The organism is Pseudorhodoferax sp. LjRoot39 (assembly GCF_964253035.1).
In the GTDB taxonomy this organism is placed as follows: Bacteria; Pseudomonadota; Gammaproteobacteria; order Burkholderiales; family Burkholderiaceae_C; genus Pseudorhodoferax.
Genome location: NZ_CAXUQL020000001.1, coordinates 7,055,681 through 7,080,605 on the forward strand (window position 1 = coordinate 7,055,681; position 24,925 = coordinate 7,080,605).

25 protein-coding genes are annotated in these 24,925 nt (G+C 70.7%); 14 read left to right on the forward strand and 11 right to left on the reverse strand.

Annotated elements, in window-relative coordinates; all coding sequences use genetic code 11:
• Positions 1-4: 4 nt before the first annotated feature.
• From ACSQ4M_RS32975 to ACSQ4M_RS33020, 10 genes are all read left to right on the forward strand, one after another.
• On the forward strand, positions 5-736 hold the full coding sequence (locus ACSQ4M_RS32975) for a maleate cis-trans isomerase family protein (protein WP_436193564.1): 732 nt from the start codon (positions 5-7) through the stop codon (positions 734-736).
• 61 nt (positions 737-797) lie between these two features.
• On the forward strand, positions 798-1,535 hold the full coding sequence (locus ACSQ4M_RS32980; protein WP_436193565.1) for a GntR family transcriptional regulator: 738 nt from the start codon (positions 798-800) through the stop codon (positions 1,533-1,535).
• Between the two features lie 67 nt (positions 1,536-1,602).
• A complete protein-coding gene (locus ACSQ4M_RS32985; RefSeq protein ID WP_436193566.1) occupies positions 1,603-2,961 on the forward strand; it encodes an amidohydrolase family protein in 1,359 nt (452 codons plus the stop codon).
• Positions 2,962-3,167: 206 nt separating this feature from the next.
• Positions 3,168-4,163, forward strand: coding sequence for an ABC transporter substrate-binding protein (locus ACSQ4M_RS32990; protein WP_436193567.1), 996 nt, complete (start codon positions 3,168-3,170; stop codon positions 4,161-4,163).
• Between the two features lie 11 nt (positions 4,164-4,174).
• Complete coding sequence (locus ACSQ4M_RS32995) at positions 4,175-4,999, forward strand: ABC transporter permease (protein ID WP_436193568.1); 825 nt, start codon at positions 4,175-4,177, stop codon at positions 4,997-4,999.
• Position 5,000: 1 nt separating this feature from the next.
• Positions 5,001-5,765 (forward strand): ABC transporter ATP-binding protein, encoded by a 765-nt coding sequence (locus ACSQ4M_RS33000; protein WP_436193569.1) that lies wholly within the window; start codon positions 5,001-5,003, stop codon positions 5,763-5,765.
• Positions 5,765-6,760: an NAD-dependent epimerase/dehydratase family protein gene (locus ACSQ4M_RS33005; protein ID WP_436193570.1), complete on the forward strand. Its 996-nt coding sequence runs from the start codon at positions 5,765-5,767 to the stop codon at positions 6,758-6,760. The genes ACSQ4M_RS33000 and ACSQ4M_RS33005 overlap by 1 nt, the downstream gene beginning before the upstream one ends.
• Positions 6,753-7,559, forward strand: coding sequence for an SDR family NAD(P)-dependent oxidoreductase (locus tag ACSQ4M_RS33010; RefSeq protein ID WP_436193571.1), 807 nt, complete (start codon positions 6,753-6,755; stop codon positions 7,557-7,559). Before ACSQ4M_RS33005 ends, ACSQ4M_RS33010 begins: the two co-directional genes overlap by 8 nt.
• Before the next feature lie 214 nt (positions 7,560-7,773).
• Positions 7,774-9,192, forward strand: coding sequence for a dihydropyrimidinase (gene hydA, locus ACSQ4M_RS33015; RefSeq protein ID WP_436193572.1), 1,419 nt, complete (start codon positions 7,774-7,776; stop codon positions 9,190-9,192).
• Between the two features lie 4 nt (positions 9,193-9,196).
• The gene (locus ACSQ4M_RS33020) at positions 9,197-9,940 is read left to right on the forward strand and encodes an aspartate/glutamate racemase family protein (protein WP_436193573.1); all 744 of its coding nucleotides are present in this window, start codon (positions 9,197-9,199) and stop codon (positions 9,938-9,940) included.
• Here ACSQ4M_RS33020 and ACSQ4M_RS33025 read toward each other — a convergent pair whose 3' ends face one another.
• Genes ACSQ4M_RS33025 through ACSQ4M_RS33040 form a run of 4 tightly spaced genes read right to left on the reverse strand, consistent with a single transcriptional unit; the run spans position 9,941 to position 13,559 of the window.
• The gene (locus tag ACSQ4M_RS33025; protein ID WP_436193574.1) at positions 9,941-10,285 is read right to left on the reverse strand and encodes a YkgJ family cysteine cluster protein; all 345 of its coding nucleotides are present in this window, start codon (positions 10,283-10,285) and stop codon (positions 9,941-9,943) included. It abuts the gene before it with no gap.
• Positions 10,266-11,522, reverse strand: a complete 1,257-nt coding sequence (locus ACSQ4M_RS33030; RefSeq protein WP_436194111.1) for an MFS transporter — start codon at positions 11,520-11,522, stop codon at positions 10,266-10,268. Before ACSQ4M_RS33030 ends, ACSQ4M_RS33025 begins: the two co-directional genes overlap by 20 nt.
• Position 11,523: 1 nt before the next feature.
• Positions 11,524-12,906 (reverse strand): ATP-binding protein, encoded by a 1,383-nt coding sequence (locus tag ACSQ4M_RS33035; RefSeq protein ID WP_436193575.1) that lies wholly within the window; start codon positions 12,904-12,906, stop codon positions 11,524-11,526.
• On the reverse strand, positions 12,903-13,559 hold the full coding sequence (locus ACSQ4M_RS33040) for a response regulator (RefSeq protein ID WP_436193576.1): 657 nt from the start codon (positions 13,557-13,559) through the stop codon (positions 12,903-12,905). The genes ACSQ4M_RS33035 and ACSQ4M_RS33040 overlap by 4 nt, the downstream gene beginning before the upstream one ends.
• Positions 13,560-13,671: 112 nt before the next feature.
• Here ACSQ4M_RS33040 and ACSQ4M_RS33045 point away from each other — a divergent pair, with 112 nt between their 5' ends.
• Positions 13,672-15,621, forward strand: coding sequence for a prolyl oligopeptidase family serine peptidase (locus tag ACSQ4M_RS33045; protein ID WP_436193577.1), 1,950 nt, complete (start codon positions 13,672-13,674; stop codon positions 15,619-15,621).
• 37 nt (positions 15,622-15,658) lie between these two features.
• Here the strand turns inward: ACSQ4M_RS33045 and ACSQ4M_RS33050 are convergent, their stop codons facing one another.
• The 5 genes from ACSQ4M_RS33050 to ACSQ4M_RS33070 form a co-directional block, all read right to left on the reverse strand.
• Positions 15,659-17,164, reverse strand: a complete 1,506-nt coding sequence (locus ACSQ4M_RS33050; protein WP_436193578.1) for a carotenoid oxygenase family protein — start codon at positions 17,162-17,164, stop codon at positions 15,659-15,661.
• A 10-nt stretch (positions 17,165-17,174) separates the two neighbouring features.
• Complete coding sequence (locus ACSQ4M_RS33055) at positions 17,175-17,618, reverse strand: DUF2141 domain-containing protein (protein ID WP_436193579.1); 444 nt, start codon at positions 17,616-17,618, stop codon at positions 17,175-17,177.
• A gap of 164 nt (positions 17,619-17,782) precedes the next feature.
• A complete protein-coding gene (locus ACSQ4M_RS33060; RefSeq protein ID WP_436193580.1) occupies positions 17,783-18,343 on the reverse strand; it encodes a hypothetical protein in 561 nt (186 codons plus the stop codon).
• A 13-nt stretch (positions 18,344-18,356) separates the two neighbouring features.
• Positions 18,357-19,274 carry an ornithine carbamoyltransferase gene (argF, locus tag ACSQ4M_RS33065; RefSeq protein ID WP_436193581.1) on the reverse strand — a complete coding sequence of 306 codons (918 nt, stop codon included), beginning with the start codon at positions 19,272-19,274 and terminating at the stop codon, positions 18,357-18,359.
• Positions 19,271-20,482 (reverse strand): aspartate aminotransferase family protein, encoded by a 1,212-nt coding sequence (locus ACSQ4M_RS33070; protein ID WP_436193582.1) that lies wholly within the window; start codon positions 20,480-20,482, stop codon positions 19,271-19,273. The genes argF and ACSQ4M_RS33070 overlap by 4 nt, the downstream gene beginning before the upstream one ends.
• Positions 20,483-20,763: 281 nt before the next feature.
• On the opposite strand from ACSQ4M_RS33070, the gene ACSQ4M_RS33075 reads away from it, so the two are divergent.
• Entirely contained in the window at positions 20,764-21,081 is a 318-nt protein-coding gene (locus ACSQ4M_RS33075) for a DUF3579 domain-containing protein (RefSeq protein WP_436193583.1), read from the forward strand.
• A 123-nt stretch (positions 21,082-21,204) separates the two neighbouring features.
• On the opposite strand, the gene rpsT is transcribed toward ACSQ4M_RS33075, so the two are convergent.
• Positions 21,205-21,510 (reverse strand): 30S ribosomal protein S20, encoded by a 306-nt coding sequence (gene rpsT, locus ACSQ4M_RS33080; protein ID WP_436193584.1) that lies wholly within the window; start codon positions 21,508-21,510, stop codon positions 21,205-21,207.
• A gap of 118 nt (positions 21,511-21,628) precedes the next feature.
• Here rpsT and murJ point away from each other — a divergent pair, with 118 nt between their 5' ends.
• Positions 21,629-23,197 carry a murein biosynthesis integral membrane protein MurJ gene (gene murJ, locus ACSQ4M_RS33085; RefSeq protein ID WP_436193585.1) on the forward strand — a complete coding sequence of 523 codons (1,569 nt, stop codon included), beginning with the start codon at positions 21,629-21,631 and terminating at the stop codon, positions 23,195-23,197.
• Between the two features lie 52 nt (positions 23,198-23,249).
• On the forward strand, positions 23,250-24,107 hold the full coding sequence (locus ACSQ4M_RS33090) for a SirB1 family protein (RefSeq protein WP_436193586.1): 858 nt from the start codon (positions 23,250-23,252) through the stop codon (positions 24,105-24,107).
• 6 nt (positions 24,108-24,113) lie between these two features.
• Here the strand turns inward: ACSQ4M_RS33090 and ACSQ4M_RS33095 are convergent, their stop codons facing one another.
• Positions 24,114-24,911 carry an SDR family oxidoreductase gene (locus tag ACSQ4M_RS33095; protein WP_436193587.1) on the reverse strand — a complete coding sequence of 266 codons (798 nt, stop codon included), beginning with the start codon at positions 24,909-24,911 and terminating at the stop codon, positions 24,114-24,116.
• Positions 24,912-24,925: the final 14 nt, after the last annotated feature.

Genomic DNA, 24,925 nt, shown 5'->3' on the forward strand with positions numbered 1-24,925 from the left:
CCCGATGAAGCGTGTGCTGCTGGGCATGCTGACGCCCTCGTCCAACACCGCGCTGGAGCCGCTCACGGCGGCCATGCTCGCGGGGCTGCCCGAGGTGTCGGCACATTTCGCGCGCTTTCGCGTGACGGAGATTTCGCTCTCCGCGCAGGCCCTGGGCCAGTTCGACCTGGAACCCATCCTGCAGGCCGCGCGGATGCTGGCCGATGCGCGCGTGGACGTGATCGCCTGGAACGGCACCTCGTCCGGCTGGCTGGGCTTCGACACCGACGAGGCGCTGTGCGCGCGCATCACCGAAGAGACCGGCATCCCGGCCTGCACCTCGGTGCTGGCGCTCAACGAGGCCATGCAGCTGTCCGGCCGCACGCGCTTCGGCCTGGCGTCTCCCTACCTGGACGATGTGCAGCAGCGCATCGTGGCCAACTACCGCGCCAGCGGATACGACTGCGTGGCCGAGCGCCACCTGGACAAGCAGGTCAACTTCGAGTTCTCCGAGGTCACGCCCGCGCAGATCGAGGCCATGGCACGCGAACTCGCAGCCACTGGGCCGCAGTGCATCACCACCTTCTGCACCAACCTGCGCGCCGCGCAGCTGGTGCCGGCGCTGGAGGCGGAACTGGGCATGCCCGTCTACGACACCATCGCCACCGCGGTCTGGAAGTCGCTGCGCCTGGCCGGCGTGGACACGCGCCGCGTGCAGGGCTGGGGCCGCTTGTTCACCGAACTGCACGGTGACTGAACCCGCTACCATTCGCCGGCCCTCCCGCGGCCTTCCATCCGAAACCATCGCCAGTCCCACCATGGCCACCCCTCCGTCCCGGCGCACGCTGCGGCTGCCCCCCACCCAGGCCAGCGGCAAGGCCGCCTCCAAGGACGACATCTACGAACGCATCTACGAGGCCGTGGTCGAGCACCGGCTGCTGCCCGGCACCAAGCTGTCGGAGGAGCGCGTGGCCGAGCTGTTCGCGGTCAGCCGCACCCAGGTGCGCGGCGTGCTGCAACGCCTGGCCGTGGAGCAGCTCGTGACGCTGATCCCCAACCGCGGCGCCTTCGTGACCACGCCCAGCGCCGAGGAGGCGCACGACGTGCTGGAGGTGCGCCGCACGCTCGAGCCGGCCGTGGTGCGGCGGCTGATCGAGCGCATCGCCGCCGGCAAGGCCAACACGGCCCTCAAGCAGCTGCGCACGCTGGTCAAGCGCGAGCAGCAGGCCCATGCCAGCGGCGACCGGCGCGCGGCCGTGCGGCTGTCGGGCGAGTTCCACGTGCTGCTGGCCCAGCTGTCGGGCAGCGCAATCATGGCGCGCATGCTGCGCGAACTCACGCCGCTGACCTGTCTGGCCATCCTGACCTTCGATGCGCCCACGGGCGCGGCCTGCCCGAACGACGAGCACACCGAGCTGCTCGACGCCATCGAGGCCGGCGATGCCGATGCAGCCGTGGCACTCATGGACGAGCATTTGCACCACATCGAGAAGTCGCTGAACCTGGACGCCGAGGCCGCGCCCGAGATCGATCTGGCCGAGGCCCTGCTGGGCTGAGCCGCTGGCGACAGGCCAGCGGCAGATTGGATACAAAGTCGGCACGCCCGTTGCTTGCAACGGGCGCATGACGACCACCACCGACACCCCCACCTTCGACCTGCTGCTGCTGGACGCCATCGCGCTGACGGCCGACCCCGCCCAGCCCGAGATCCGCGGCGCCGCCATCGGCATCCAGAACGGCCGCATCACCTGGCTGGCCGCCCAGCCGCCCGAGCGCTACGAGGCCGCGCGTGTGCTGCGCCTGCCGGACCACTTCGTCACGCCGGGCTTCGTCAACACGCACGCGCATTCCATCCTGACCATGGTGCGCGGCGTGGCGGCCGACCTGGGCTTTGCGCCCTCGTACACGCCCGGTATTCCCAAGGGCACGCAGGTCAACCCCGCGCAGGCGCGCGCGCTGGCCCGGCTCGGCGCGCTGGAGGCCCTGCTGTTCGGCTCCACCGTGCTGGGCGACAACTTCGTGCACGCCGACGTGACGACCGAGGCCATGGTGGAGCTCGGCATGCGGCTGGCGCCGAGCTGGCGCATTCACGATGTCGACTTTGCCCGCGTGGCACATGGCGACTGGCACCACAGTGCGGCCATCGGCAACGCCACACTGCAGGCCGGCCTGGACCTGCACGCGCGCTGGGCTTCTCACCCACGCGTGCGCGTGAACCTGGCCGCGCACGCGGTCGACACCTGCTCGGAGGGCTTCCTGCGCGAGGTGGCCGCGGCCTCGCAGCTGCACGGCCTGGTCGTCAGCACCCACCTGGGCCAGAGCCAGGTCGAGGTGGACCGCGTGCGCGCACGCTGCGGGCGCAGCTCCACCGAGGTGCTGGCCGACACCGGCCTGCTCAACGAACGCTTGATGGGCGGCCACTGCATCTACGTGACGCCCGAGGACGCCGCCCGCATGGCGGCGGCCGGCGCGCATGCCGTGCACATCCCCAAGTGCAACGCCACCTCGGGCCGGCTCGCGCCCACGCCCATGCTCAAGCGCGCGGGCGTGAACATGGCGCTGGCCACAGACACCCAGCACGGCGACATGGTGGAACTCATGCGCTGGGCCCTGGTCACCGCGCGCGTGCAGGAAGGCCGGGTGGACGACAGCTGGCAGCCGCGCGACGTGTTCCACATGGCCACGCTGGGCGGCGCCAAGGCCCTGGGCATGGCGGACGAGATCGGCAGCCTGGCACTGGGCAAGGCGGCCGACCTCGTGGTCTTCGACGCCAACCGCCCGCACCTGCGCCCGCACGTGAACCCGCTCGGCAACCTGGTCCACACAGGCCAGGGCCGCGACGTGAGCATGGTCGTCGTGGACGGCGAGATCCTCGTGGAGAACGGCCAGCCCACGCGCGTGGACATGGACGCCGTCTGCCGCGAGGCCGAAGAGGCCGCGCGCGCGCTGTGGGGCGCAGAGGGCAAGCACTACTGGCGTTGAGCGCACCAAGTCCGGGCACTTTGTATCCAATCTGGCGCATGGCATGGATCCATTCCCGTGCCCCGCGCCGCGGGCTCCGGCATCGCTACATCGGCGAAACCGTTTGGCGCCAAACACTTATAGGATTGGATACAAACTTGGCATGTCCCTTGCTGGATGGCTGCAGGTCCCGCGCCCGCGGGCCCGCCCAACCCCCAGGGAGCACCATGTTCAAACTTCTCGCCCGCCTCGCCCTCGCCGCGGCCGCGATCCTGCCGCTGGCAGGCAACGCCCAGGACGCCATCAAGCTCGGCTACGCCAAGTGCGCGCATTGCACGCCGCTGGCGCTCACGCCGGCCAACGCCAGCAACGTCAAGCTCGAGGCCATCGCCTTCAACACCGGCAACGACGTGCTGACGGCCCTGCTCTCCAAGAGCATCGACGTAGCCCAGGTCACCTACCTGCACTACGCCACGGCGCTGGACAAGGGCTTCGACGTGGTCGCGATCTCGGGCCAGATCAACGGCGGCTCGCAGATCCTCGTGGGCAACGACCTGCCGCTGGCCGAGAACGACTGGGCCGGCCTCAAGAAGCTGATCGCCGAGTACAAGGCCCAGGGCAAGCCCTTCCGCGTGGCGGCCTCGCGCGGCAATGCGCAGGACATCCACATGCGCGGCGCCTTCGCCAAGCAGGGCATCGACATCAACAAGGATGTGCAGTTCATCAACATCCCGAACCCGTCGGACCACGTGCAGGCGCTGCGCCGCGGCGAGGTCGAGCTGATCTGCTCGGTCGACCCCTTCGCCACCCAGATCCGTGAAGTGAAGGCCGCCAAGTTCTTCACCTTCCCCTACGACCAGGCCGCCGGCAAGCTGACCAACCTGATCGTGACGCGTTCGGACGTGATCGCCGGCCGCGCCAAGGGCGTGGAGGAAACCGTGCGTTCCATCATCAAGGTCAACAAGCTGATGGAGAGCGACAAGGCCCAGTTCATCGACACGATCCAGAAGGTGACGGGCCTGGACAAGGCGATCGCCACCGGCGCCGCCGCCAACCTGTACCCCGACTACGCCATGCACCGTGCCTCGGCCGTGGCCATCGCCCAGATGATGCGCGAGCTGAAGTACATCAACAGCGACGTCAGCGCGGCCGTGGAGAAGAACATGGACTACCGCTTCCTGGAAGCCGCCACCGGCCAGCCGAAGTCGGCGCTGGGCTACTGAGGGGCCGCAGCGTGAGCCTCCAATCCGCCCTGCTACGCCTGTACCGGCGCATCGAGCGCGCGATCGTCCCCGTCGCGCTGCTGATCGGCTGGGAAGTCTTCTCGCGCTCCGGCGTGCTGCCGCCAGCCCTGCTGCCGGCGCCTTCGCAGGTGCTGGTGGCCTGGGCGGACTGGGTCTTCGCGACCGACGGCAACACCCAGACCTACAGCGGCAAATGGATCCAGGACGTGGCGGCCAGCGCCTCGCGCGTGTTCGCCGGGTTCGCCATCTCCACCGTGCTGGGCATCGCCATCGGCATGGCCATCGGCTGGTCGCGCACGGTGGAGCGGCTGATCGAGCCGGTGCTGCAGATCCTGCGGCCGGTGCCGCCCGTGTCGTGGATTCCGCTGGCCATCATCTGGTTCGGCATCGCCAACAAGCCGGCCATCTTCCTGGTGTTCCTGGGCTCGTTCTTCCCGGTGCTGCTGTCCACCATCCATGGCGTGAAGACCTGCGACCGCAACCTGCTGCGCGCCGGCGCCATGGCCGGCGGTGCGCCGGGCAAGCTGCTGCGCCACATCGTGTTCCCGGCCGCGCTGCCCAGCATCTTCTCGGGCCTGCGCATCGCCATCGGCTCGGCCTGGATGCTGACCGTCACGGCCGAGATGGTGGCCGTCAAGAGCGGCGTGGGCTACGTGCTCTGGGATTCCTACTACTTCCTGCGCTACGACATCGTGATCGCGTCCATGGTCAGCATCGGCCTGCTGGGTTTTCTGAGCGACCTGGCGATCAAGTTGTTCGCCGGCCGTGTTCTCCGGTGGCAGCGCGGCTCCACCCTGCAAGCGAAAGAGGCATGAGATGAGCCTGATCGAGATCGACCACGTCACCCGTCTGTTCGACGACCCCAAGCGCGGCAGCGCCGTCAAGGCGCTGGACGATGTCAGCGTGCACGTGGCGCGCAACGAGTTCCTGTGCCTGCTGGGCCCCAGCGGCTGCGGCAAGTCCACGCTGCTGAACCTGATCGCGGGCTTCGACATGCCCTCCAGCGGCAGCGTGCGCGTGGGTGGCCAGACCATCACCGCGCCGGGCGCCGACCGCGGCGTGGTGTTCCAGCAGCCCACGCTGATGCCCTGGCTCACGGTCTGGGAGAACGTCGCCTTCCACCTCACCATGCAGGGCGTGGGCAAGGAGATCCGCCGCAAGAAGGCCCAGCACTTCATCGAGATGGTGAACCTGAAGGGCTTCGAGAACCACTTTCCGAGCGAGCTGTCGGGCGGCATGAACCAGCGCGTGGGCATTGCGCGCGCGCTGCTCATGAACCCCGAGGTCATCCTCATGGACGAGCCGTTCGGCGCGCTCGACGAACAGACCAAGATGGAGATGCATGCCGAGCTGGTCCGCATCTGGCGCGACAGCCAGAGCACCATCGTGTTCGTCACGCACGGCATCGACGAATCGCTGGCCCTTGGAACCCACGTGGCCGTGATGTCGGCGCGCCCGGGCCGCATCCGCGAGATGCTGACCATCGACCTGCCGCGCCCGCGCGATTCAACGAGCCCGCAGTTCAACGACATGAAGCGCCGCATCCTGTCGCTGCTGCGGCCGGAACCGGTGGCGGCCTGATGCCGACCTTCATCACGGGCGCCTGCGGCTTCGTTGGCCTGGCTTTGACGGAGCAGCTGCTGCGCGCCGGCGAGGCCGTGGTCGGCTTCGACCGCGCGCCGCTGCCGGCCGCTGCGGCACGGGCTTTCGCCGCGCTGCCCGGCCGCCTGGCCATGGTGCAGGGCGACGTACGCGAGGCCGCCGCGCTGGAAGCCGCGATGCGCGCGCACCGGCCCCACCGCCTGGTGACGCTGGCCGCCGTCACGGCCGATGCGCGGCGCGAACGCACCACGCCGGGCAGCATCTTCGAGGTCAACCTGGGCGGCGTGGTCGCGGCGTTGGCGGCGGCTGCCGCCACCGGCGTGCAGCGCGTGCTGCATGTCAGCTCGGGCTCGGTCTACGGCGCCAGCGGCATCGATGCGCAGGCGCTGCATGAGGACAGCACGCCCTTGCGGCCCGAGGGCCTGTACGGCATCTCCAAGCAGGCGGCCGAAGCCGCGGCCCTGCGTCTGGCCGCGCTGCACGGGCTGGACCTCGTGGTCGGCCGGCTGGGCACCTGCTTCGGCCCTTGGGAGGCCGACACCGGCGTACGCGACACGCTGAGCGCGCCGCTGCAGGTGCTGCTGCGCGCCGAGCGCGGCGAGGCCGCGCGGCTGCCGCGCGACAGCCGGCGCGACTGGCTCTACGTGCGCGACGCCGCCGCGGGCCTGCAGGCGCTGCTGGACCGCCCGCAGCTGCCACGCCCCGTCTACAACGTGGCCGCGGGCTTCATGGGCTGCATGAGCGACTGGTGCGCCGCCGTGGCCGCCGCGCACCCGGGCTGGTCCTGGCAGATCTCCGAAGACCCTGTCGACATCGACTACTACGCGCCCTACGACCGCGCGCCCATGGACATCGCGCAGCTGCGCGCCGACACCGGTTTCGTGCCGCGCTACGACCTGCGCGCCGCGGCCGAGGACTTCTTCGCCTGGCGGCGCCGGCACGGCGGCGCTCCTACCGAGGCCGCCCATGCCTGATCCCTACGCCCTCCAACCCGCCGCCGCGGCCCGCATGGCCGGCCAGGTCTGCATCGTGACCGGCGCGGCCTCCGGCATCGGCCGCGCCATCGCGCGCCTGCTGGCCGCGCACGGCGCCGCCGTGGTCGTGGCCGACGTGAGGACCGAGGTCATCGAAGGCGGCACGCCCACCGTGGCCGCCATCGAAGCCGCCGGCGGCCGCGCCGCCTTCATCGCCACCGACGTGGCCAGCACGGCGCAGGTCGATGCACTGGTCGCGCAGACCGTGGACCGCTTCGGCCGGCTCGACGCCATCGTCAACAACGCCTGCATCCGCCATGCCCGGCCGCTGCTGGAACTCGAAGAGGCCGACTGGCAGCGCGTGCTCGACGTGAACCTTTCGGGCGTCTACCGCTGCTGCCGCGCCGCCGTGCGCCAGATGCTGGAACAAGAGCCCGTGGAGGGCGTGCGCGGCCGCATCGTGAACCTGGCCTCGCAGCACGGCATGATCGCCGCGCCCGATGACCTGGCCTACGGCGTGAGCAAGGCCGGCATCGCCTACCTCACGCGCCAGGTGGCCACCGACTACGCGGCGCAGCAGATCGTCTGCAACGCGGTGGCGCCCGGCAAGATCCAGACCGGCCAGGGCGGCCGCGCGCTCGACCCGGCCGTGATGGACCGCGCCACGCGCCGCACACCCTGGCCGCGCCTGGGCGAACCCGACGACGTGGCGCGCGCCGTGCTGTTCCTGGGCAGCCGCGACTCCACCTTCACCACCGGCGCCCAGCTCATGGTCGACGGTGGCTGGATGGCGGCATGAGACCACCCCCGTTTGGACTTCTCCACTTCGTGTGGAAGTCCCATACCCCCTTCAGGGGGCGCACCCGGCGGCCCGGCAGAGCCGGTTCCGCGGGTGCGCTGGCATGGCCTGCTCCGCGGCCTTCTGCACCGTGGCGGGCGACGGTCGCCGCCAGGCGTCCGGGCCGCGCGTTGCGCAGCGGCTCCCCTTCCAATTTTTCACCCCAGACAGCACCATGTCCGACTTCGACCTCGTGATCCGCAACGCGCGGGCCGTCACCGCTTCCGACAGCTTCGACTGCGACATCGGCATCCGCGCCGGCCGCATCGCCCAGTTGGGCCTGGGCCTGCCTGCGGGCAAACAGGAGATCGACGCGGCCGGCCGCACCGTGACACCCGGCGGCGTCGACGCGCACTGCCACCTGGACCAGCCCATGCCGCCGCCGACGCGCACGGCCGACGACTTCGACACGGGCACGCGCTCTGCCGCCTGCGGCGGCACCACCACGGTGATCCCGTTCGCCGCGCAGCAGAAGGGCCAGTCGCTGCGCGCGGCGGTGGAGGACTACCGCGCGCGTGCGGCGGGCAAGGCGCACATCGACTACGCCTTCCACCTGATCGTGAGCGACCCCACGCCCACGGTGCTGCAGGAGGAGCTGCCGGCGCTGATCAAGGAGGGCTTCACCTCGTTCAAGATCTACATGACCTACGACGACATGAAGCTCGACGACGGCCAGATCCTGGACGTGCTGGACGTGGCGCGCCAGCACGGCGCGCTGGCCATGGTGCACGCCGAGAACGCCGACTGCATCGAGTGGCTCACGCGCCGGCTGGAGGCCGCCGGCCGCACGGCGCCGCGCTTCCATGCGCATGCGCGGCCCATGCTCGTGGAGCGCGAGGCCACGCACCGCGCGATCGCGCTGGCCGAGCTCGTGGACGTGCCCATCCTGATCGTGCACGTCTCGGGCCGCGAGGCCGTGGAGCAGATCCGCTGGGCGCGCGCGCACGGCCTGAACATCTTCGCCGAGACCTGCCCGCAGTACCTGTTCCTGACGGCCGAGGACCTGGGCATCGACGACAGCTACAAGGGCGCCAAATGCGTCTGCAGCCCGCCGCCGCGCGACCGCGCCAACCAGCAGGTGATCTGGGACGGGCTCAACGACGGGCTGTTCACGGTGTTCTCGTCGGACCACGCGCCGTTCAAGTTCGACGCGCCCGAGGGCAAGAAGCCGGACGGCCAGGAGGTGTCGTTCCGCCACATCCCCAACGGCATCCCGGGCCTGGAGACGCGCATGGCGCTGCTGTGGTCCGAAGGTGTGCTGGCCGGCCGCATGACGCCGCACCGCTTCGTCGAACTCACGGCCACGGGCCCGGCCAAGGCCTACGGCCTGCACCCGCGCAAGGGCACGATCGCCATCGGCGCGGACGCCGACCTCGTGGTATGGGACGAGCGCGCGTTCGTGCTGCACAACGCGCAGCTGCACCACGCCGTGGACTACACGCCCTACGAGGGCATGCGCCTGAAGGCCTGGCCCGGCATCACGCTGTGCCGTGGCGAGGTGGTGTGGGACGGCCAGTTCCACGCCCAGCCCGGCCGCGGCCAGCTGCTCGCCTGCGGCACCCCTTCTCTTCTCCCACAACGCCGCCCGGCCTGACGCCATGCGCCTGCTCATCATCAACCCCAACATCTCCACCAGCGTCACGGCGCTGATCGAGGCCGAGGCGCGCCGCAGCGCCTCCGACACCACGGCACTGAGCATGCAGACCGCGCCCTTCGGCGTGGCCTACATCGAGACGCGCTTCGAAGCGTTGATCGGCGCCTACGCCACCGCGCAGGTGGCGGCAGAGCACGCGCCCGGCCACGACGCCGTGATCGTCGCGGCCTTCGGCGACCCGGGTCTGGCTGGCCTGCGCGAGGTGCTGCCCATGCCCGTGCTGGGCCTGACCGAGTCGGCGCTGGCCAGCGCCTGCCTGCTGGGCCAGCGCTTTTCCATCGTCGCGATCTCGCAGCGCATCAGCGCCTGGTACCGCGAAGTGGTGGAGGCCAACGGACTCATCGGCCGGCTCGCCAGCATCCGCGCACTGGACCAGCCACTGGCCGGCATCAGCAGCGTGCAGACCGACCACGGCCAAGCCCTGAAGGCGCTGTGCGAGCGTGCCGTCGCCGAGGACGGTGCCGACGCGATCGTGCTGGCCGGCGCGCCGCTGGCGGGCCTGGCGCGCAGCCTGCGCGGGCAACTGCCGGTGCCCGTGGTCGACGGCGTGTCCAGCGCCGTGCGGCATGCCGAATCGCTGGTCGCGCTGGCGCCGGGCAAGGCCACGCATGGCAGCTTCGCGCCGCCGCCGCTCAAGCCCAACGCCGGGCTGCCGGACGCCATCGCTCGGCTGCTGGCGCGCGGCTGATCAGGCGTCCAGCGGCGCCATGCCGTGGCGCGCACGCGCCCGGTCGCAGGCCTCGCTGCCGGCCTCGAACTCGCGGCAGGGCGAAGGCCGCCACTCGTAGATGCCGCAGCCCACGTGCTGGCCGAGCTGGCCGGTCAGCGCCGCGCAGCGGACCGGCACGTGGTCGGTGCCGCGCATGCGCGCGGTGTGTCCATTGACCTCCACGGTCAGCCCGTCGGGCACGCTGCCGCCCTCGCTCAGCAGTTCATGGACCGAGAAGTCGACGCGGAAGCAGGCGCAGCAGGCGCCGCAGGACAGGCAGGGCGAGACGGCTTGCGGCACGGCTTCAGGCGCCGCGCAACGCATCGCGGCGGCGCAGCACCCGCGCGAAGAACAGCCCCATGCACAGCACCCCGCAGCCGGCCGCGGCCACGACGGCCGTGGAGCCCCAGCGCCCGACCAGGCCGGCCGCCAGCACCACACCCAGCGACTGGCCCATGAACAGGAAGGTGGAGAACATGGCCACGCCCAGGCCGCGTGCCTCGGGCGCCATCTGCGTGGCATTGGTCTGCAGCGTGTTGTGCAGCATGAAGAGGCCGAAGCCCGCGACCAGCGTGGCCACGGGCGCCAGCGCCGGGTGCGGCACGAAAGCCAGGCCGCAGGCGCCCAGCGCGAGCAAGGTGGCCCCGGTCAGCACCAGGCCGCGTTCGCCCAGCCGCGGGATCAGCCGGCGCGCGGTCAGCATGTACAGCACGCCGCCCACGCCGGCCAGCGCCACGCTGGCGCCCGAGGCGGCCAGGGACAGGCCCAGGTGCGCGTGCAGGTGCGAGGCCCAGATCGCCATCGCGCCGAAGGCCAGCGCGCCCTGCAGCAGCGAGACCAGCAGCACGGCCCGCGCATGCGGGCGCCGCCACAGGCTGCGCAGCTGGGCGGCAAAGCCCTGCGGCGTACCGGCCGCACCGGCCAGCCCGGCCATGTGGTGCGGGCGCTGCCGCTGCGCGCGCCAGTCGCGCCACTGCAGCGTGCCGACCACGCCGAACAGCGCTGTCAGAAACCAGAAGGCCCAGCGCCAGCCGAACCAGTCAGTGAACAGGCCGCCCAGCAGCTGGCCGCTGACCAGGCCCAGCGTGGAGCCCAGGCCCAGCAGCGCCAGCGTCTCCTGGCGCTTGTCGTAGCTGACCGCATCGCCGACCCAGGCCAGCGCCATCGGGATCATGGCCGCGGCGGCCACGGCCACGAGCACGCGGCCCAGCACCAGCGTGGCCAGGTCCGGCGCCAGCGCCGAGACCACGCTGCCCACGCTGCAGGCCAGCGTGCACAGCGCGATCAGCTTGAACTTGCCGAAGCGGTCGCCGAGCGGGCCGTAGAACAGCAGGGCCACACCGTAGGCGATGGCGAAGAACGAGACCACCTGGGCGGCCTGGCCCAGCGAGACCGAGAACTCCTGCGCCAGTGCCGGCAGCATGGCGTCGCAGATGCGCTGCACCGACATGCTCGAGAAGTTCGACAGGGACAGCAGCAGGATGGAGCGCCGCAGCGCGGGCGAAAGGGCTTGGGAGTCGGGCATGGGACAGGCGGCGCGCGACGTACCGCGGCGCGCAATTCTAGGTTTGTGCCGGCACGCTCAGCTGCAGGCCCACGCCGCGCCCGGCCAGGCCTGGGACGATGGCCACGCTGCCGCCCAGGCGCAGCGCAGCCTGGCGCACGATGGCCAGGCCCAGGCCCGAGCCGCTGGCGGCCTGCCCGGCACCGCGGTAGAAGCGGTCGAACACGCGTGCCTGCTCGGCCGGCGCGATGCCGGGGCCGTCGTCCTGCACGGTGAGCGACCAGCCTGGCTCCACCGCGCGCAGTGTCACCAGCACGGAGCAGCCGGCGCCGGCATAGCGCACGGCGTTGTCAACCAGGTTGGTGGTGACGGACTCCAGCGCCGGCAGGTCCACCGGCCAGACCAGGTGCTCGGGCGCCTCCAGCGCCAGCTCCACCCCCACAGCCATGGCCGCCGGAGCGGCCTGCGCCATCAGGGCCCGCACGTGGTCGGCCACATCGACCGGCGCCGGCGTGCCGCGCGGGGCTTCGTCCAACTCGGCCAGGTCGAGCAGTTGCTGCGCCAGGTGGGCGCTGCGCTGGATGGCCTGGTCCAACTGCTGCTGGGCAGCGACCCGCGCACTGGCATCGGGCGAACGCGCCAGCACGTGGGCTTGCGCGGTGATCACGGCCAGTGGCGTGCGCAACTCGTGCGCCGCGTCCTGCACGAAGGCGCGCTCGCGCTGCAGCCGCTGGCGCGCACTGGCCAGCAATCGGTCCAGCGCCTGCACCAGCGGCCGCAGCTCGCGGTGACGCGCCATGAAGCCCACCGGCTGCAGATCGTCGTCGCGTCGGCTGGCGATGCGGTCGGCCAGCGCCTGCAGCGGGCGCAGGCCCAGGCGCACCGACAGCCAGACGGCGAGCAGGACGACAGGCGCCGCGATCAGCAGGTAGGGCAACAGGAAGCGCGCGTTGTAGGCCAGAAAAGCGGAAGGCGTGCGGCGCGGCTCGGCGATGCGCAGCGTCCAGCGGCCGGCACTGGCCTGGAACAGGCGATGCGCAATGCCGTCGATGTCTGCATGCGTGATCGGGTCGGCGGGCCGCGCCGTGTCGGCCGCGAAGCCGGACGAGGCGTAGACGGTCCGGCCGTCCCGGTCGGCCAGCGCGAAGCGGTAGCGGCCGCTGAGACGCTCGTCGGCCGCGCGCCGTTCGTTGACCCAGCGCGCGGTGGCCGCCAGGGTCGCGCGGGCCTGGTCCGCATCGTCGATGTCGGCCAGGGCATCCGCCAGCGCATGGCCGAACCGCTGCAGATTGGGTCCTGTCGCCAGGGCGTGCTGGTTCAATGCGAACTGGTAGCCCAGCAGCACGGCCCAGACCACGAAGAAGGCCCCCAGCACCGACCAGGTACTGCGACGCACCAGCGAGGGCGCAGCCAGCCAGGCGCGCAGGCGCTGCAGCATCATGCCGACAGCAGGTAGCCGACGCCCCGAACAGTGCGGATCGCATCGGCGCCGATCTTGCGGCGCAGGTTGGAGATGTGGACCTCCAGCGCGCTGAAGTCCAGCGGCTCGCCCTGCGGTTCCAGCCGTTGCGACAGCTGGCCCTTGGCCACGACCGCGCCCGGCTCGCGTGCCAGCTCCAACAGGATCTGGAATTCGCGCGGCGACAGCGCCAGCGGCGCGCCGCCACGCGCGACATGGCGGCGGCGCGGCTCGATCACCAGGGAGCCGATGGTCCAGCGCTCGCTGGCCTGGCGTGCGGCGCGGCGCAGCACGGCGCGGATGCGCGAGATCAGCTCCTCGGTGGCGAAGGGCTTGACGACGAAGTCGTCGGCCCCGCCGTCCAACCCGGCCAGCCGGTCGGCCACGGCCGAGCGCGCCGTGATGATGATCACCGGCACCTGCATGCCGGCACGCCGCCAGCGCAGCAGCAGGTCCAGCCCGGAGCCGTCGGGCAGGGCCAGGTCCAGCAGCACGCAATCGAAGCCGCCTGCGTCGATGGCCTGCGGCGCGTCCACGGCGCGGCGGCGCCACTCGCTGCTCAGGCCCTCGACGCGCAGGGCCGACTGCAGTGCGCGGCCCAGGTCCAGGTCGTCCTCGATCAGCAGGAGATGCATGCCAGGCATTGTGGGGGCGTCGCGGCACACGTGGCCAACGCCTGCCCGCACCTTTGGCGTTCCTTAAGCCGGCGCCCCCTAGCATCGGCCACCCGACAAGAAGGAGAACAGCATGCGGAGCACATGGATGGCCCTGGCCCTGGCCGGGGCGCTGGCCGGCTGCACGGCAGCCCCCACGCACCCGGCGCTGCGCGATGCGGCCCTGCCGGCCCTGGTGCCGGTGCGCGACTTCGTGGCCAACCGGCAGGCCAGCGGCGGCTACCGGGTCTCGCCCGACGGCCGCAGGATCGCCTGGTTCGGCGTCGACGGCGTGGTGCCGGCGGTGTGGATCAAGTCGCTGGACGTGGACGACGCCAAGGCCGTGCACCTGCGTGGCCGCGCGCTGCGCTGGAGCGCCGACAGCAGCATGCTGGCCATCGTGGCCGACCGCGGCGGCGACGAGGACATGCACCTGCACGCCGTGCCGGCCGAGGGCCCCTCCACCGAGGCCGTGGACCTCACGCCGTTCGCGCGCACCAGCTCGCACATCGTGATGCCGGTGGACGGCACGGCGGATTTCGTGGTCAGTTCCAACCTGCGCGACAAGAGGGTCTTCGACCTGTACCGCATTGACGCGCGCAGCGGCGCACGCCAGCTGCTGCAGACCAATCCGGGCAACGTGGCCTGGTGGGGCGTGGACCGCCAGGGCCGCCTGCTCGCCCGCGTCGCCCTGGACGGGGCGGACAGCCAGCTGCAACGGCCGCAGGCCGACGGCACGTGGCGCGACCTGGCCCAGTGGAGCCGCTGGGACAGGGTGGTGCTGTTCGGCCTGCAGGAGGACGGCCGCCGGGCCTGGGCGCTGTCCAACCGCGGCCGCGACAAGCTGGCCCTGGTGCGCTTCGACCTGGACAGCGGGGCCGAGGAGCTGGTGCATGCCGACCCCGCGGTCGACCTGGACAGCGTGGTGCTGAGCCGCAGGACACAGCAGCCCCTCGTCATCCATTCCATGCCCGGCTACCCGGCGCGTCGCGTGCTCGACGCAGGCCTGGCCCGCCGGCTGGACGCCCTGGCCAGCGACGGGCCGGCCGACGTGCAGATCGCCAGCATGGACGACAGCGAGACGGTGCTGGTGGCGGTCGTGACCACGGACCGCGGCAGCCGCAGCCATCTGCTGCAAGGCGACCGGCCTGCCCAGCTGCTCGGCGAAAACAGCCTCAGCATGGTCGCCGCGGAGCTGGCCAGCACCCGGCCGATCACCGTCACCAGCCGAGACGGCCTGGCGCTGCACGGCTACCTGACGCTGCCGCCCGGCGTGCAGGCGCGTGGCCTGCCCATGGTGCTGCTGGTGCACGGCGGCCCCTGGGCACGCGACCGCTGGGGCAGCGGCGCAACGAACCGCGCGCTGCAGCAGTTCCTGGCCAACCGCGGCTACGCGGTGCTGCAACTCAACTACCGCGGCTCCAGCGGCTATGGCCGGGCCTTCATGGAAAAGGCCATCGGTGAGTTCGCCGGCCGCATGCACGACGACCTGGTCGACGGCGTGCGCTGGGCCGTGGCTTCAGGCGTCGCCGACCCGGCGCGCGTGGCGATCTACGGCGCCAGCTACGGCGGCTATGCCGCGCTGGTGGGAGCGACCTTCACGCCCGAGGTGTTCGCCTGCGCCGTCGACGTGGTGGGCATGAGCGACCTGGCCAGCCTGCTGGAGGACGCCCCGCCCTACTGGGAGCTGGGCCGGCCCTGGTGGCAACGCTTCGTGGGCGACCCCGCCAAGGCCGAAGACCTCGCGCGCATGCGCGAGAAGTCACCGTTGTACCGTGCGCAGCAGGCCAGGGCGCCGATCCTGGTCATGCACGGCGTGAACGACGCACGTGTCAAGCTGGACCAGTCCGACCGCATGGTGGCCGCGCTGCGCGCGGCCGGCAAACCGGTCGAGTACCTCATGTTCCAGGGCGAGGGCCACGGCAACCAGAAGTGGAACAACAACCTGGCGATGTACCGCCGGACCGAGGATTTCCTGGCCGGCTGCCTGGGCGGGCGCAGCAGCGGCTTCGACTACTACCAGCTGGGGGCGTGGCTGTTCTAGCCGTGCGCAAGGGCCCGGAACCGTGCCGGGGTCGGCATCAAGCCGCGACGAAGATCGCGTGCAGCCCCAGCGGCATCACGCGCGGCAGCACACCCTGCGCCACCGGCCCGTCCGCCAGGTGCTGCGCGTCGAACACCGACAGCAGCATGGCCCGTTGCCGCAGGTCCAGCGCGGTGCCCAGCACCCAGCCGTGCCCCTCGGGCGCGCTGGCGCGCGGCACGAACACATGCTCCTCGACCATCACCTCGGTGCCATAGCGGTAACGGTCCGCGTGCCCGGTCTGCAGGTCCACGCGGGTGACGGCGTCGTAGCCCGGCCGCGGGCCGGCCGCCACGCGTTCGGCCACCAGCACCTGGCGCGTGCGCTGGCCGACGAAGCGCGGGTCGATGCGCGGAAACTCGGCCACGTGCGGCAGCAACTCCTGCCGCGCCTGGCCCGACCGCAGGTCCAGCGTGACCAATGCCATCGCCGTGCGGTCGGCACTGCGGTACTCGCCGCGCATCAGGTCCTGCAGGCCCTGGGTGGCCCACCAGGCGTCGGGCGCGCGGATGTAGTCGAGCTGGATCACGCCGCGACGCAGGTCTTCCCAGGCGTTGCCGATGTGGAAGACGAAGCCGGTCGGCAGCTGGAACCAGCGCGGCGCGTCGAGCGCGTCCTTGGGCAACACCAGCACGCGCATGCCCAGCCCGGGCCGCCAGACATGGCTGGCCAGGAAGGTCTGGCCCGCGCGCATGCGCTCCGGATCGAACACCAGCGGCGGCAGCAGGAACACCAGGTACCGCTCGGTCACCGCGAAGTCATGGACCATGGTGATGTCGGGCACGGGCAGGCTGGCCGTGCGAACCTCGCGCCCGTCCTTCGACACGTGGTAGATCGACAGCAGGCCGGCGCCGCTGCTGACACCGAAGTTCCACAGGCTGCCATCGCGACCGATGCGCGGGTGTGCCGAGAACGGCATGCCGGTGTACTCGGGCGTCCAGGTCTTCAGGCCACGCGTCTGCAGGGTTTGCGCGTCCACGCGCGTGGCCGAGCCGCCCTCCCACAAGGCCAGCAGTTCGCCACCGTGCGCCACCACGCTGGTGTTGGCGACGTTGATGGCGTCGGCCGAGCGGACGGGTTCGGCATGCGGCGGGTTGGTGCCGAACGCGGCACGCACGGGCCGACCGGCCGCGCTGTCGGCCTGGAACTTCTCGGTGCGCACGAAGCGGCCCCGGTGCACCACGCCATCCGGCCCCAGCCGGTACTGCTGCAGCATGCCGTCGCCATCGAACCAATGGTGGTAGCGCTCGCCGCCGAGCGCGTGGCGGGCCGCGCCGTTGCGGTAGAACGCGCCGTACAGCGCAGGCGGAATGCGGCCACGCATCTCCAGCAGCATGGGCGCTGCGTCGGCCTGCACGCCCTCGAAGCCCATCTGCCAGGGCTGCGCGTCGCGGCGGGCGGCGAATTCGGCCTGCCAGGTGTCGGATTCAGTCTGCGCGCGGGCCTGCGCCAGGCCCAGGCCGGCGGTGCCCAGCAGCGCACGGGTGAAGGAGCGGCGGTCCATGGCAGCCCCCTCAGCGCAGCTGGATCCGGATGGTGGTGTCGGACTGCAGGTCCAGCGCCGCATCGTCGAAGGCCGGCGGCCCCATGCGCCCCTGTGCGTCACGGCTGAAGCCGTAGGGTTCGGTCGGCAGCCCGACCACGTTCGCGTCCAGCCTGGCGTTGCCGTTCTCGTCGTGGTAGGTGGAGACGGCGTAGCGGCCGGGGGCCAATCCACGGAACAGGAGGACGACCTTGTCCGACGCCGGCACGAACTGGCCTTGCACGGCCTGGCCCGGCTTGGGCCAGCCCGTGCTGCCGGCGAACAGCGCGCCGGCAACGCTGCCTTGGGCCGAGCGGGCGCCGAGCACTTCGACGGTCAGGTCGGCAGCGCCGGCCATGCCACCGGCCAGTGCCAGCATGGCGGCTACCGTCGTGGCCCGCACAGCGCGGGGGATGCAGGAAGAGGTTGCGAACATCGTGGGGCTCCGGTCAGTGGGGACACGAAGGCAGCAGCGCCTTCGATGTCTTCACTGTAGGAACGGCACGGTCGCACGGCGACCGGTTTGCGACGGAACGCCGCCGCCGCGGTGCGGGCTGCAGGCAGGCGGCGCGAGCTGCAGCGCCGGTGGTGCGCCGCGGCTCAGGGCGTGCGGGACAACGCGGCGTCGTGCACGCGCCGCAGCAGGCGCCGACGGATCAGGCCGCTGGCGGGACGGATCAGCCACCAGTACGCCGTGAAGCGGCGCCGCGCCTCGTCGCCGCCGCACCAGATGCGGGTGCGCGTGGTCAGGCGCGTGCCGCCGGCCGCGGGTTCGGCGGTGAAGTGCAGCACCAGCTTGGCCATGCCGGCCGGGTCCAGGGCCGCGAAGGCAGCGGCGTCCGCGACGGGCTCGAGCCCATAGTCGGCCCGCCAGAAGCGCCCGACCAGGCCGAACGCCAGTTCGCGGTCGCCGTCGCGGCCGAGCGCGGTGAAATCCGCCAACCCGAAAGGTGGACGGTGCTGCAACGACGACGTGAAGCCGAACCGGCCCGCCAGGCGACCCGGCAGTTCGCGCAGTGCGATCAGGCCGCGCGCCACCGGGTCGTCCACCACATCGGGCCGCGCCGCCGCGTCGAGCACGCGCGCCGGCGCGGCGGGCACGTGGCGGCCGTGCTCCTCGGCGAACTGGAAGCGCGGCAGGTAGCGCTCCATGAGTTCCATGGCGCGCGGCGGTTCAGGCGATGCGCCCCAGCAGCAGGTACTCCATCAGTGCCTTCTGCACATGCATGCGGTTCTCGGCCTCGTCCCAGACCACGGATTGCGGGCCGTCGATGACCTCGGCCTCCACTTCCTCGCCGCGGTGGGCCGGCAGGCAGTGCATGAACAGCGCGTCGGGCCTGGCGACCTTCATCATCTCCTCGTCCACGCACCAGTCGGCGAACGCCTCGCGGCGGGCCTCGTTCTCGGCCTCGTAGCCCATGCTGGTCCAGACGTCGGTGGTCACGAGGTCGGCACCGCGGCAGGCGTCCATCGGGTCCTTGAAGACCTGGTAGCTGTCGGCCGAGCGCAGGCCGGCGACCGATTGGTCGATCTCATAACCGCTGGGCGTGCTCACATGGACCTTGAAGTCCAGGATCTCGGCGGCCTGCAGCCAGGTGTTGGCCATGTTGTTGCCGTCGCCGACCCAGGCCACCGTTTTTCCCTTGATCGAACCGCGGTGCTCCAGGAAGGTGAAGATGTCGGCCAGGATCTGGCAGGGGTGGAACTCGTTGGTCAGGCCGTTGATGACGGGCACACGCGAGTTGGCGGCGAAGGCAACGATCTTGTCCTGCCCGAAGGTGCGGATCATCACCAGGTCGACCATGCGGCTGATGACCTTGGCGCTGTCTTCGATCGGCTCTGCGCGGCCCAACTGGCTGTCGCCGGTGGTGAGGTTCACCACCGAGCCGCCCAGCTGGTACATGCCGGCCTCGAAGCTCACGCGCGTGCGCGTGCTGGCCTTCTCGAAGATCATGGCCAGCGTGCGGTCCACCAGCGGGTGGTGCTTCTCGTAGGCCTTGAACTTGCGCTTGATCAGCGCGGCGCGCGCGAACAGGTAGGCGTACTCGTCGGCCGAGAAGTCGCTGAACTGCAGGTAGTGCTTCAGGTTCATGGCGCTGCCACCGGTTCGGCCAGGAATTCCTTCACCAGCGGCACGAGGATGGCGACGATCTCGTCGGCCTCGGCCTGCGACAGGATCAGCGAGGGCACCATGCGGATCACGGAATCGGCGGTCACGCTGAGCAGGAGGCCGCGCTCGGCCGCGCGGGCCGTCAGCACGCCGCAGGGGCGCGTGAGTTCCACGCCGAGCATGAGGCCCTGGCCGCGGATTTCCTTGAAGCCTTCCAGGCCCTCGAAGGCGTTGAGCAGCGACTGCTTCAGGTGCGCACCGACCTTGGCCGCGTTCTCCAGCAGCCCCTCTTCTTCCATGATGCGGATGGTCTCGATCCCCGCGCGCATGGCCAGCGGGTTGCCGCCGAAGGTGGTGCCATGGTTGCCGGGGCCGAAGATGTGGGCGGCCTTGGGGCCGGCGACGACGGCGCCGATCGGCACGCCCGAGCCCAGGCCCTTGGCCAGCGGCATCACGTCGGGCACGATGCCGGCCCATTGGTGCGCGAACCACTTGCCGGTGCGGCCCATGCCGCACTGCACCTCGTCGATCATGAGCAGCCAGTCACGCTCGTCGCAGAGCTTGCGCACCTGCTGCAGGTACTCGGCGCGCATGGGGTTCACACCGCCCTCGCCCTGGATGGTCTCGAAGAACACGGCCACCACGTTGGGGTTGCCTTCGGTCTTGGCCTTCAGCGCGGCGATGTCGTTGAGCGGCACGCGGATGAAGCCCTCGACCAGCGGGCCGAAGCCCTGCTGCACCTTGGTGTTGCCGGTGGCGGACAGCGTGGCGATGCTGCGGCCGTGGAAGGCCTTCTCGTAGACGACGATCTCGGGCTTGTCAATGCCCTTGTCGTGGCCGAACTTGCGCGCCAGCTTGATGGCGGCCTCGTTGGCCTCCAGGCCCGTGCAGCAGAAGAAGGCGTTGGTCATGCCGGCCAGTTCGGTCAGCTTGGCCGCCAGCTTCTCCTGGCCGGGCACGTGGTAGTAGTTGGAGCTGTGGATGATCTTGGTGATCTGGTCCTGCAGCGCAGGCACCAGCTTGGGATGGTTGTGGCCCAGCGTGTTGACCGCGATGCCGCCCAGCGCATCGAGGTACTGCTTGCCGTTGGTGTCCCACACGCGCACGCCCTGGCCATGCGACAGCGCGATCGGCACGCGGCCGTAGGTGTTCATGACGTGGGGGGATGTGGGCTCTGCGGCAGCGGTCATGGTGCTGATCTCTCCAGTAATCAACGGCGAAACACGAGGGATTCAGCAAGACCGGCGCCTGCTCGGCATCTCGCCTAGGCCCGCTGAACGGCGATTCTAGGCGCAGCGATTGCTCGCTTTTTTGACAAATCCGCATCACAGCTATGCGCCCGGCGACAGGCCAACGACAGGCGGCTCGGCTAAACTCTGGTGCGCCGCAACATAAAACCGGCACCGTTCTTGCAGCGGATCCTGCACACAATGCAGCGTCCCAGCGCCTCTTTCCCCATCGATCCCACCAGATGACCCCGCCCCCGTCCAAGGAAGTCTTCATCCAGGGCATCACGCGCGACGGCAGGACCTTTCGTCCCAGCGACTGGGCCGAGCGGCTGGCCGGCGTGCTGAGCCAGTTCCGTCCGGGCGGGCCACAGCCAGGCAGCCACCTGGGCTACTCGCCCTGGTGCGTGCCGACCACGGTCAACGGCATCAAGTGCGTGATCGTGCACCGCGACCTGCGCGACTACGACGTGATGGCCTGGGATTTCGCAATGAACTTCGCCAAGGACAACGAACTGCAGGTGGCCGAGGCCTGCCTGGTGCCCGAGCCGCCCAAGCGCTGAACCCCTTTTCCACTCTCACGCGCCCAAGAAAAAACCGCCCGAAGGCGGTTTCTCTTTTTCTTTGCTGGCAGCGCACCCGGTCAAACAGCGGGTTGCACGTGCAACCCGGGCGGGTTGGCTGGTTTAGGCTGCGGCCGAAGCAGTGGCCAGGGCCTTGACCTTGGCGGCCAGGCGGCTCTTGTCGCGCGCGGCCTTGTTCTTGTGGAAGATGCCCTTGTCGGCGACGGTGTCGACCACGGATTGCATCTTGCCGAACAGTTCGGTGGCCTTGTCCTTGTCGCCGGCGGCAACAGCCTTCTCGACGTTCTTGACGAAGGTGCGGTACTTGGAACGCAGCGAGGTGTTCGCGGCGTTGATCTTGACGTCCTGGCGGACGCGCTTGCGGCCCGACGCCAGGCGCGGGTTCTTCTTTTTGGGCTTGGTTGCCATGGTATGTGTTCCTTAAGGGCTTGAGGATGTTGCCAGCAAAGCCCGCGAGTATAACAGTGCCGTCACAATCCGGCAGGCGCGCCCAGGACGCCCCGGGCCGCTGGCTACACTCCCTGCGGTGAGTCTCCTCAAATCCGCCTCCACGGTCTCGCTGCTGACGCTGGCGTCGCGCATCACCGGCCTGGGCCGCGAGCTGCTGATGGCATCGCTGTTCGGCGCCAGCGCGATGACCGATGCCTTCAACGTCGCCTTCCGCATTCCCAATCTGTTCCGGCGCCTGTTCGGCGAGGGCGCCTTCAGCCAGGCCTTCGTGCCCGTGCTGGCGGCCAGCAAGGCACAGGAGGGCGAAGCCGCCACCAAGCAGCTGATCGACCACGTGGCCAGCGTGCTGACGGCCATCCTCGTGTTGGTGTGCCTGGCCGGCGTGCTGGCCGCGCCGTGGATGGTCTGGGTGCTGGCCGCGGGCCTGCAGCAGGATGCCGCCGGCTTCGACGCTGCCGTGGTCATGACGCGCTGGATGTTCCCCTACATCGGCTGCATGTCGCTGGTGGCGCTGGCCTCGGGCATCCTGAACACCTGGAAACGCTTCGCCGTGCCGGCCGTCACGCCGGTGCTGCTGAACCTGGCCATGATGGGCTCGGCCTGGCTGGGCGCGCCCTGGCTGGCCGCACGCGGCATCGAGCCGATCTACGCCATGGCCGGCGGCGTGATGCTGGGCGGCCTGCTGCAGCTCGGCGTGCAGGTGCCGCCCCTGGCCCGCATGGGCCTGCTGCCGCGCGTGCGCCTGGGCCTCGCGGGCCTGCGCGAAGCCTGGGCCGATCCGGGCACGCGGCGCATCGCCAAGCTGATGGGCCCGGCCCTGCTGGGCGTGGGCGTGGCCCATGTGTCCATCATGATCAACACCCAGATCGCCTCGCACCTGGCGCCGGGCAGCGTGAGCTGGCTGGGCTACGCCGACCGACTCATGGAGTTCCCGACCGCGCTGCTGGGCGTGGCACTGGGCGTGGTGCTGATGCCGCAACTGAGCGGCGCGCACGCGGCCGGCGACACCGCGCGCTACTCGGCCATGCTGGACTGGGGCCTGCGCCTGGTGGTCCTGATGGCCGTGCCCAGCGCCGTGGCGCTGCTGACCTTCGCCACCCCGCTGGTCTCCACCATCTACCACCACGGCATGTTCGGCGAGGAAGACGTGCGCCAGACCAGTCTGGCGCTGATGGGCTACGGTGCCGGTCTGTTCGGCCTGGTGGCGATCAAGGTGCTCGCGCCGGGCTTCTACGCGCGCCAGGACGTGCGCACGCCCGTGAAGATCGCGCTCGTGGTGCTGGTCTTCACCCAGTTGCTGAACTTCGGCCTGGTGCCCATGCTGCAGCATGCCGGGCTGGCGCTGTCGGTCGGCCTGGGCGCCACACTCAATGCGGCATTGCTGCTGATCGGCCTGCTGCGCCGCGGCAGCTACCGGCCCTCGCCGGGCTGGGGGCGCTTCCTGTTGCAGGTGGTGGCGGCCAGCGCCGTGCTGGCCATCTTCCTGATCTGGGCCTCGCGCGCCTATCCGTGGACCCAGGTCGGCCATGGCTGGCTGCGCATGGGCGGCATGGCGCTGGCGCTGGCCGCCTCGGCGGTCGTGTACTTCGGCGCGGCCTGGGCCGGCGGCATCCAGCTCAAGCGCATGCTGCGCCACGGCATCTGAGGCCATCCGGCCCTTGCTTGACGCGCCCTGGCCCGTCCATTACAAAGAACCGATGCCGCCCAGCTACACGATCCCGACACCGCTCGAGTACTTCACCGCCCTGGTCCAGAGCGACGAGCAATTCCCTTTGCTCGAGGCCTGTGCCAGCCTGGCCCAGGACGAATACCCCGAACTCGACGTGCAGCAGGTGCTCGGCGACATGGACCAGCTGCAGGCGCGCCTGCAGCGCCGCCTGGCAGCCGATGCGCCGCCGCTGCACCGGCTGCGCATGCTGAACCAGTTCTTCTACCGCGAACTGGGCTTCGGCGGCAACGTCAACAACTACTACGACCCCGACAACAGCTACCTCAACGCCGTGCTGCGCACGCGCATGGGCATCCCGATCTCGCTGGCCGTGCTCTGGATGGAGCTGGCCCAGGGCCTGCATTTGCAGGTGCGCGGCATCAACTTCCCGGGGCACTTCCTGGTCAAGGTCAACCTGCCCAAGGGGCAGGTGGTGATCGACCCCTTCGTCGGCCAGTCGCTGAGCCGCGAGGAACTGGTCGAGCGCCTGGCGCCCTACAAGCAGCAGCAACAGGCCCAGCACGGCGAGGACTTCGAGGTGCCGCTGGGCCTGTATCTGCAGTCGGCCAAGCCGCGCGACATCCTGGCGCGCATGCTGCGCAACCTCAAGGAAATCCACCGCAGCCAGTCGGATGCGCAACGCCTGCTGGCGGTGCAGAACCGGCTCGTGGTGCTGCTGCCCGAGGCCTGGTCCGAGTACCGCGACCGCGGCCTGACGCACGCCGACCTGGGCAACACCGACGAGGCCGTGCTCGACCTGGAGAAGTACCTGGTCTTTGCCGACGAGCCGCAGGACACGGCTGTCATTGCGGACCGGGTCTCTGCGCTGCGGCGCGCGCAGCACTAGCCTGCGTCAGATCATCGGCGTCATGGCGCCGTCCATGGCCAGGATCGCACCCGTGATGTAGCTGGCCCGTGCCGAAGCCAGGAACAGCACGGCATCGGCGATCTCGGCCGGCTCGGCGATGCGACCCAGCGGCAGCCGCGCGGTGGCACGGCGCAAGGCCTCCTCGGCATCGATGCCCTGCAGCCGCGCGTCGGCCGCCAGGCCTTCCTTGAGCCGCTCGGTCAGCGTGAGCCCGGGATTCACCGCGTTCACGCGCACGCCCTTGGCCGCGTAGGCGGCGGCCATGCCGGCCGACGCCAGCATCAGCGCCGCATTGGCCGCGCCGCCCGGCATGTGGATGGGGCTGGCCACCTTGCCGCCCGCGCCGATGACGTTGACGATGGCGCCGCTGCCGCGCTCAGCCATGCGCTTGACCAGCGGGTCCAGCACATGGATGTAGCTGAAGTACTTGGCATCCATGGCCTCGTGCCAGGCCTGGGGCGTGAGTTCGTCCGGCGGCGTGCGCTTGGCCGCGCCGGCCGAGTTCACAAGCACCTGCACCGCGCCGGCCTGCTGCTCGATGGCGTCGACCATGGCCAGCGCCGCGGCTGCGTCGCGCAGGTCCGCCGCATGGGTCTGCACGCGTGTGCCGGCGTCGGCGAAGTCGGCGCGCAAGGCCATCGCGGCGCGCTCCAGGTTGCCGGCATCGCGCGAGACCAGGCTCACGCGCGCACCCTCGCGCAAGAAGGCCTGGGCACAGGCCAGGCCGATGCCCTTGCTGCCGCCCGTGATCAAGACATGCTGGCCCGTCAACTGCAGATCCATGGTGTGCTCCGTTG